This window comes from Aeromicrobium sp., assembly GCF_014378035.1.
Taxonomy (GTDB): domain Bacteria; phylum Actinomycetota; class Actinomycetes; order Propionibacteriales; family Nocardioidaceae; genus Aeromicrobium.
This window is the reverse complement of sequence record NZ_JACMOM010000019.1, coordinates 1-7770: the sequence shown is the minus strand read 5'-3', so window position 1 is coordinate 7770 and position 7770 is coordinate 1. Positions and strand designations below refer to the sequence as shown.

The window sequence follows — 7770 nt, the reverse complement described above, 5'->3', positions numbered from 1 at the left end:
GCCAGAACCCGGCGACAGCTTTGGCGGCCAGCAACTTCTCGGCGACGATCGTGTCGAGCACCGCCTCCGCATCGGCGACCAGCCCGCGCGCGCTTTCGCCGACCACCGGATCGGAGAGGATCGCCGGGTATGTTCCCGCCAGTTCCCATGCGCGGAAGAACGGGGTCCAGTCGAATACCTCGACCAGATCGGCGAGGTCCCACTCGGGAAACGCGTGCAGCCCCGGCTGCTCGGGCGGCGGTGCCTTTTCGCTCATATCCGCGGTGAAACCGTTGGCTCGCGCGTCGGCCAGGCTGAGCAGGATCGACTGTTCCTTGCCCGCGCGCAGATCGCGGACGTGCTGGTAGTCCTTGGCGGTGGCGGCGATGAAGCCTTCGGCCTGGGTATCGGACAGCAGCTGCGAGGCGACCCCGACCGCGCGACTGGCGTCGAGCACGTAAATCACCGGCCCATCGTAAGCCGGATCGATCCGCAGCGCGGTGTGGACCTTGCTGGTGGTCGCCCCGCCGATCAGCAGCGGAATCGTGAACGCCGCGCGCTTCATTTCTTCGGCGACGGTGACCATCTCGTCGAGGCTGGGGGTGATCAGGCCCGACAGCCCGATGATGTCGGCGTCTTCGGCGATCGCGGTCTCGAGGATCTTCGACCACGGCACCATCACCCCCAGGTCGATCACCTCGTAGCCGTTGCACTGGAGCACCACCCCGACGATGTTCTTGCCGATATCGTGGACGTCGCCCTTGACCGTCGCCATCACGACCTTGCCGTTGCTGCGCTCGGCGTCGCCGGGCTGCTTCTCAGCCTCGATGTAAGGGATCAGGTAGGCAACGGCCTTCTTCATGACCCGTGCCGACTTGACGACTTGCGGCAGAAACATCTTGCCCTCGCCGAACAGGTCGCCGACCACGTTCATCCCGTCCATCAGCGGGCCTTCGATGACCTCGATGGGACGTCCGCCGCGAGCACTGATCTCGGCGCGAAGCCCTTCGGTGTCGGACTCAGCGAACTCGTCGATGCCCTTCACCAGCGCATGCGTGATGCGTTCACCGACCGGAAGGGCGCGCCACTCCTCGGTGGCCACCTCCTTGACGCTGCCGTCACCGGCGAAGTCGGCAGCGATCTCGAGCAGGCGCTCGGTGGAGTCGGTGCGACGGTTGAGGATGACATCCTCGATGCGGTCGCGAAGCAGGTCGGGAACCTCGTCGTAGACCTCGAGCGCTCCGGCGTTGACGATTCCCATGTCCATGCCGGCCGAGATCGCGTGATAAAGAAACACCGCGTGGATGGCTTCGCGCACCGGGTTGTTGCCACGGAACGAGAACGACACGTTGGAGACACCGCCCGACACGAGGGCGCCGGGGAGGTTCGCCTTGATCCAGCGCGTCGCCTCGATGTAGTCGAGACCGTAGTTGGCGTGCTCTTCGATGCCCGTGGCCACGGCGAAGCAGTTGGGGTCGAAGATGATGTCCTCGGCCGGGAAGCCGACCTCCTCGGTGAGGATGCGATAGGCGCGGCTGCAGATCTCCTTGCGGCGCTCGAGGTTGTCCGCCTGGCCCTCCTCGTCGAACGCCATCACGACGATGGCTGCACCGTACTTGCGGCACAGCCGAGCCTCGCGGACGAACTTCTCCTCGCCCTCCTTCATGGAGATCGAGTTGACGATCGACTTTCCCTGTACGCACTTGAGCCCGGCCTCGATGACGTCCCACTTGGAGGAGTCGATCATGGTGGGTACCCGGCAGATGTCAGGCTCGGTGGCGACAAGCTTCGCGAAGCGATCCATCGCCTCGATGCCGTCGATCATGCCCTCGTCCATGTTGATGTCGATGACCTGCGCGCCGGCCTCGACCTGCTGTCGGGCCACCGCGAGGGCGGCAGTGTAGTCGCCAGCCTTGATCAGGTTGCGGAAACGCGCCGAGCCGGTGATGTTGGTGCGCTCACCGACGTTGACGAACAGCGTCTCTTCCACCACGGTGACCGGCTCGAGCCCCGAGAGCCGGAGCGCGGGGTTCGTCTGGACGGGCACGCGGGGGGTCTTGTCGGCAACATCACGAGCGATGGACGCGATGTGGGCCGGGGTGGTGCCGCAGCAACCGCCGACCAGGTTGACGAAACCGCTCTCGGCGAACTCTGCGACGATCGACGCTGTCTCGTCGGGAGCTTCGTCGTACTCGCCGAAGGCGTTGGGCAGGCCTGCGTTGGGATAGCAGGACACGAAGGTGTCGGCGATGCGTGAGAACTCCGCGATGTAGGGGCGCATCTCCTTGGCTCCGAGGGCGCAGTTGAGGCCGACCAGCAACGGGTTGACGTGACGCACCGAGTGCCAGAAAGCCTCCGTGACCTGGCCGGACAGCGTGCGTCCGGAGGCATCAGTGATCGTGCCGGAGATGATGACGGGCCAGCGACGCGCGCGCTCCTCGCAGAGGGTCTCGAGCGCGAATATCGCGGCCTTGGCGTTGAGCGTGTCGAAAATCGTCTCGACCATCAGCAGGTCGGAACCACCGTCGACCAGGCCGTTGGCCTGCTCGAGGTAGGCCTCGACCAGCTGGTCGAAGGTGATGTTGCGAGCGCCCGGGTCGTTGACGTCGGGAGAGATCGACGCTGTCCGGCTCGTGGGTCCGATGGCTCCGACGACGTAGCGCGGCTTGTCAGGCGTGCGCTCGGTGATGGCGTCGCACTCACGCCTCGCCAGGCGTGCCGACTCCAGGTTGAGCTCGTAGGCGAGGTCTTCCATGCCGTAGTCGCTGAGCGAGATGGACGTCGCGTTGAAGGTGTTGGTCTCGATCAGGTCGGCGCCGGCCTCGAGGTACTCGCGATGGATGTCGGCGATGATGTCGGGCTGGGTCAGGGTGAGCAGGTCGTTGTTGCCCTGCACGTCGCTGGGCCAGTCGGCGAACCGCTCTCCGCGGTAGCCGGCCTCGTCGGGCCGGTCGCGCTGTATCGCCGTGCCCATCGCGCCGTCCAGCACCATGATCCGACTCTGCAGAGTCGCGGTGAGGACGTCGGTGGCGGCGGGGCGGAGGTTCAGCGTGTCAGACACAGGCAGTCCTTGGTGGTGCGGTCGGCAGGAGTGCTGGGGTGCTCCAGCCGGCGGCGGGCTCGCCTAGGCCTCGGGAGCACCCGAACTGTTATCTCACTATCTCACGAGCGGCAAGGCAGAGATCGAATCGTCCGCTGTCGTGGACACCACGGGACGCAGTGGCCGTCTGGCCCAGGTGTTGGCCAGGACGGCGAGAGCCAGCATCAGGCTCAGGCGTCTGAGCGCCGTCACAGAGGCAGACGCAGATCGGGTCATCGGCAAAGTCTGACCTCCTGCCTCCTGGTTCGCGCACAGATCGGCTGCTCTACGGTTGGCGGGTGACCGACTTCGCGGCTGTGCTGTGGGATCTCGACGGCACCATCGTCGACACCGAGCCCCTCTGGATGGAGGCTGAGCATGCTCTTGCCTCTCTTCACGGCAAGTCCTGGACCGAGGAGGACGGCCTCGCCCTTGTCGGCAACTCGTTGATCGCGTCTGGCGAGTACATCCGCAACCGCCTCGAGATCGACATCTCCGCCGAAGAGGTCGTCAACTTCCTGGTCAACCGGCTCACGCAGGCGTTGTCAACACACATCGACTGGCGCCCTGGCGCCCGCGAGCTCATCAAGCAGCTCGACAGCGATGGCGTGCCGCAGGCTCTCGTGACAATGTCGTACGCGTCGATCGCCGCACCAGTCGCGGCCACGCTGCCGTTCGCCGCGGTGGTCACCGGCGACTCCGTGCCGCGGCCCAAGCCCCACCCCGATCCGTACCTCCTCGCCGCCGAGATGCTGGGTGTCGATGCGGCCGACTGTCTGGCGATCGAGGACTCAGGCACCGGTGCGACGTCGGCGAACGCGGCCGGTTGCGACGTGCTGGTGGTGCCCCACTTCGTCAACGTGCCCGACGCACCGCGCCGGGTTCAACGCCCGACGCTCGAGGGCATGACCCCCGCCGACCTCCACGCCCTCTTCCGCTGAGGTCGGGCAAGCACCGCGACCACGGAGCCAGCAGCAGGGTCGCCTAGGTCGCCAGCTGCAGCAGCGGCAGCTCAGGAGGCGTTCCACCGAACTCGGGGCATCGCGCCTGGTGGGCGCACCAGCCACACAACCCGCTCTTGCGTGGCGGGAAGTCGCGCAGCTCGATGGCGCGCTCGATGGCACCCCAGAGCGCCAACAGCTTGCGCTCGGTGGCGATCAGCTCTTGCTCGTCGGGCTCGTAGGTCAGGAACGAGCCATCGCCGAGGTACATGAGCTGCAGCAACGTCGGCAGCACACCGCGGGTGCGCCAGATGACCAGCGCGTAGAAACGCATCTGGAACATCGCCTTGTCTTCGTACCGTGGGTGAGGCGACTTGCCCGTCTTGTAGTCGACGACCCTGATCCGACCGTCGGGAGCGATGTCGAGCCGGTCGACGATGCCGCCGAAGGTGACACCCGACGGCAGCTCGTAGGAGACCCGCTCTTCGCGGGAGGCGGGCTCGACCCAGCGTGGGTCCTCCATGCCGAAGTAGGTGCCGAGCAGCTCGACGCACGACGCCAGCCACGCGGTCTCGTCGGCGGCCCGGTCGGCCGAGAACAGGTCGGCGAGCCGCGGTTCGTCGGTGCGCAGCTTCTCCCACTCCGCCGGCAGCAGCTCGACGGCGCGGTCGAGTGTCCGGCCCGGTGCCGCCTCGCCGAAGAGGTCCTCGAGCACGGCATGCACGAGCGTGCCCCTGACCATGACCGGATCGGCGGGCTCAGGCAGCTTGTCGATGGTGCGGAAGCGGTAGAGCAGGGGACAGGTCTGGAAGTCTCCGGCCCGGCTGGGCGATAGCGATCGCCGGTACGTCAGCGGTGCGACTGCGGTGTCGGGGCCCGTGCCTGCCTCATCCATGCCTGCACAGTAGTTCGGCCGACGGACACGACGTGCAGCCGCACACGACCCGATAGGTTGACTCGGTGAGCTCATCGCCCCGTCCTGCCGCCCCAGCCGGCACCTGGCGCATCGGTCGTGTCGCGAATGTCGATGTGTTGATCAAACCCTCACTGCTGGTCCTGGCGGTCGTGCTCGTCTCGGTGCTCGCTCCCCGGTTCGAGGACCGCACCGACAGCAACCCCTACGTGCTCGCCACGGCTTTCGTCGTCGCCCTTTACATCTCGGTGCTGGTCCACGAGCTTGCGCACGTCGTCGTGGCCCGCGCGTTCCGCATGCGGGTCCATTCGGTCACCCTGAACCTCCTGGGCGGCGAGACGGCCATCGAGGGCGAGAGCCGCACACCGTGGCAGGAGCTCGCCACCGCAGGCTCCGGACCTCTCGCGTCGCTCGCGATCGGGATGGCCGGATTCCTCGCCGAGTCGCACACGACCGGCACGATGTCGTCGATCATCTATTCGACCGCCTACGTCAACATCATCTTGGCCATCTTCAACATGCTCCCCGGACTGCCGCTCGACGGCGGACGGGTCTTCCGCGCCATCATCTGGCAGGTCACCGGCGGTGAGGAGATCGGCATCCGCATCGCGGCCTGGCTCGGTCGAGTGGCTGCTGTTGGTGTGGTCGTGCTGGTCTTCGTCCGCTACGAAGGTGGCCGACAGCTCTCCATCGACCTCCTCGTCGCCGCCCTCATCGCGTGGTTCCTCTGGCAGGGGGCCAGCGACGCGCTGCGCAACGCCAGCCGCAGCTCACGCATCAACATGCTGGTCGCCCGCGACATCGCCCTCGCTGGCGCGCCGGCACCCGACGGCGCTGCCAGCCTCCCCGCGAGCCTGCAGGGCGCCGAGCTGCTGCGCGCCATGGCCGCACGACCAGCAGACGTCTACGTCCTGACCGAACCCGACGGCAGCATCTACGGGGTCCTCAGCTCCCAAGCCGTCGACGATGCCTACCGAGAGAGTCGCCGATGAACAGCCAGATGCGCAGCGGACCACTGCAGCCGGGGGAGTGGGTGCGCCTCACCGACCCCAAGGGGCGCAAGCACAATGTGAAGCTCGAGGAGGGCAAGGCCTTCTCGACCAAGAAGGGCCAGATCAGCCACGACGACATGCTGGGGCACCCCGAAGGCATCGTGATCGAGTCGTCGATGGGCGCCGACTACCAGGTGTTCCGCCCGTTGCTGTTCGAGTACGTCGTCTCGATGCCCCGTGGCGCGGCGATCATCTACCCCAAGGATGCTGGTCAGATCGTCACGATGGCCGACATCTACCCCGGAGCACGGGTCGTCGAGGCGGGCGCCGGTTCGGGCAGCCTGACCTCCTACCTGCTGCGCGCGATCGGCCCCGAGGGAACGCTCGGGTCGTACGAGATCCGCGAGGACTTCGCCGAGGACGTCATCCGCAACGTCGGCCAGGTGGCCGGGCCCGACGTGCCGGGTTGGACTCTCACGGTGGGCGACGTCCGCCAGGTCATCACCGAGACCGAGATCGACCGCCTGATCCTCGACATGGTCGACCCCTGGACCTGCATCCCGATGGCCGCCGAACGGCTCGTGCCCGGCGGCATCGTGTGTGCGTACGTCGCGACGACGACCCAGCTGTCGCTGTTCGTCGAGACCGTGAGGCAGGACGGCGGATTCACTGAGCCCCACGCGTGGGAGACGATGCAGCGCGACTGGCACCTCGAAGGCCTGTCCGTGCGCCCCGACCACAAGATGATCGGTCACACGGCGTTCCTCGTCACTGCCCGACGCATGGCGCCGGGCCAGCGTTCGCTCGAGAAGTCGAGGCGCCCCGCTCCCGGTGCCTACGGGCCCGACTACAAGGGTCCGCGTCCCGCCGGGCTCGACGCCGACTGAGCGGTCGCGAGGCAGGTCATACAAATGACACCTCGGGTGTGTCTGAGATGACAAGGCGCTCCCTCCCGCGGACAGGTAGGGTCAAAGGGACGAGCAGGAGGTTGCCATGAGTGACAACGAGCCCACCCGGACCGGCGGTCATGCTGGCGGTTCCGACCAGGAGATGGCCTACCTGCGCGCCGAGGTCGAGCACCTCCGCCGCCGACTCGGCACCGAGCGGTCGACCGACTCGCGCCTGACCGAGCTCGAGGCGAAGCTCTCGGCGACCAGCTCCCAGAACGAGCGGCTCACCGGCACGCTGCGTGAGGCACGCGACCAGATCGTCTCCCTCAAGGAGGAGGTCGACCGTCTCGCACAGCCGCCCACAGGGTTCGGCACGTTCCTGCAGCGCAACGACGACGAGTCGGTCGACGTCTTCACCGGCGGCCGCAAGCTGCGTGTCAACGTCAGCCCCGCGGTCGACAAGGACGCGCTGCGCAAGGGTCAGGAAGTCATCCTCAACGAGGCCATGAATGTCGTGACGGCTCTGGACTTCGAGGAGATCGGCGAGGTCGTCTCCTTCAAGGAGGTGCTCGAGGACGGCGAACGTGCCCTCGTGATGGGCAACGCCGACGAAGAGCGCATCGTGCGTCTCGCCGAGTCGCTCGCCGGCATCAAGCTGCGCCCCGGCGACTCGCTGCTGCTGGACTCCCGCTCCGGCTACGTCTACGAACGCATCCCCAAGAGCGAGGTCGAGGATCTCGTCCTCGAAGAAGTCCCTGACATCGACTACGAGAGCATCGGCGGCCTGCGCAACCAGATCGAGTCGATCCGCGACGCCGTCGAGCTGCCGTACCTGCACCCCGAGATCTTCATCGAGCACGAGCTCAAGCCGCCCAAGGGCGTGCTGCTCTACGGGCCTCCCGGTTGCGGCAAGACCATGATCGCCAAGGCGGTCGCGGCATCGTTGGCCAAGAAGGTCTCCGAGCGCACCGGCGAG

Annotated in this window: 7 protein-coding genes; 4 read left to right on the top strand and 3 right to left on the bottom strand. The window is 66.9% G+C overall.

The window, feature by feature from the left end:
* On the bottom strand, positions 1-2971 hold a 2971-nt coding region (gene metH / locus H7290_RS01190; protein ID WP_366927582.1), incomplete at its 3' end, for a methionine synthase.
* 165 nt (positions 2972-3136) lie between these two features.
* Positions 3137-3295 (bottom strand): hypothetical protein, encoded by a 159-nt coding sequence (locus H7290_RS01185; protein ID WP_290512188.1) that lies wholly within the window; start codon positions 3293-3295, stop codon positions 3137-3139.
* 62 nt (positions 3296-3357) lie between these two features.
* On the opposite strand from H7290_RS01185, the gene H7290_RS01180 reads away from it, so the two are divergent.
* Positions 3358-3999 carry an HAD family phosphatase gene (locus H7290_RS01180; RefSeq protein ID WP_290512187.1) on the top strand — a complete coding sequence of 214 codons (642 nt, stop codon included), beginning with the start codon at positions 3358-3360 and terminating at the stop codon, positions 3997-3999.
* 43 nt (positions 4000-4042) lie between these two features.
* Here H7290_RS01180 and H7290_RS01175 read toward each other — a convergent pair whose 3' ends face one another.
* On the bottom strand, positions 4043-4894 hold the full coding sequence (locus H7290_RS01175) for a PD-(D/E)XK nuclease family protein (protein ID WP_290512186.1): 852 nt from the start codon (positions 4892-4894) through the stop codon (positions 4043-4045).
* Positions 4895-4959: 65 nt separating this feature from the next.
* On the opposite strand from H7290_RS01175, the gene H7290_RS01170 reads away from it, so the two are divergent.
* The 3 genes from H7290_RS01170 to H7290_RS01160 all read left to right on the top strand — a co-directional run.
* A complete protein-coding gene (locus tag H7290_RS01170; protein WP_290512185.1) occupies positions 4960-5904 on the top strand; it encodes a M50 family metallopeptidase in 945 nt (314 codons plus the stop codon).
* Positions 5901-6791 carry a tRNA (adenine-N1)-methyltransferase gene (locus H7290_RS01165; RefSeq protein WP_290512184.1) on the top strand — a complete coding sequence of 297 codons (891 nt, stop codon included), beginning with the start codon at positions 5901-5903 and terminating at the stop codon, positions 6789-6791. The genes H7290_RS01170 and H7290_RS01165 overlap by 4 nt, the downstream gene beginning before the upstream one ends.
* Before the next feature lie 106 nt (positions 6792-6897).
* Positions 6898-7770: AAA family ATPase (locus H7290_RS01160; protein ID WP_290512183.1), on the top strand; the 873-nt coding region annotated here is incomplete at its 3' end.

Coding starts and splice junctions, on each gene's coding strand:
- H7290_RS01185 (WP_290512188.1), bottom strand. CDS start 3,295: ATGACCCGATCTGCGTCTGCCTCTGTGACGGCGCTCAGACGCCTGAGC.
- H7290_RS01175 (WP_290512186.1), bottom strand. CDS start 4,894: ATGGATGAGGCAGGCACGGGCCCCGACACCGCAGTCGCACCGCTGACG.
- H7290_RS01165 (WP_290512184.1), top strand. CDS start 5,901: ATGAACAGCCAGATGCGCAGCGGACCACTGCAGCCGGGGGAGTGGGTG.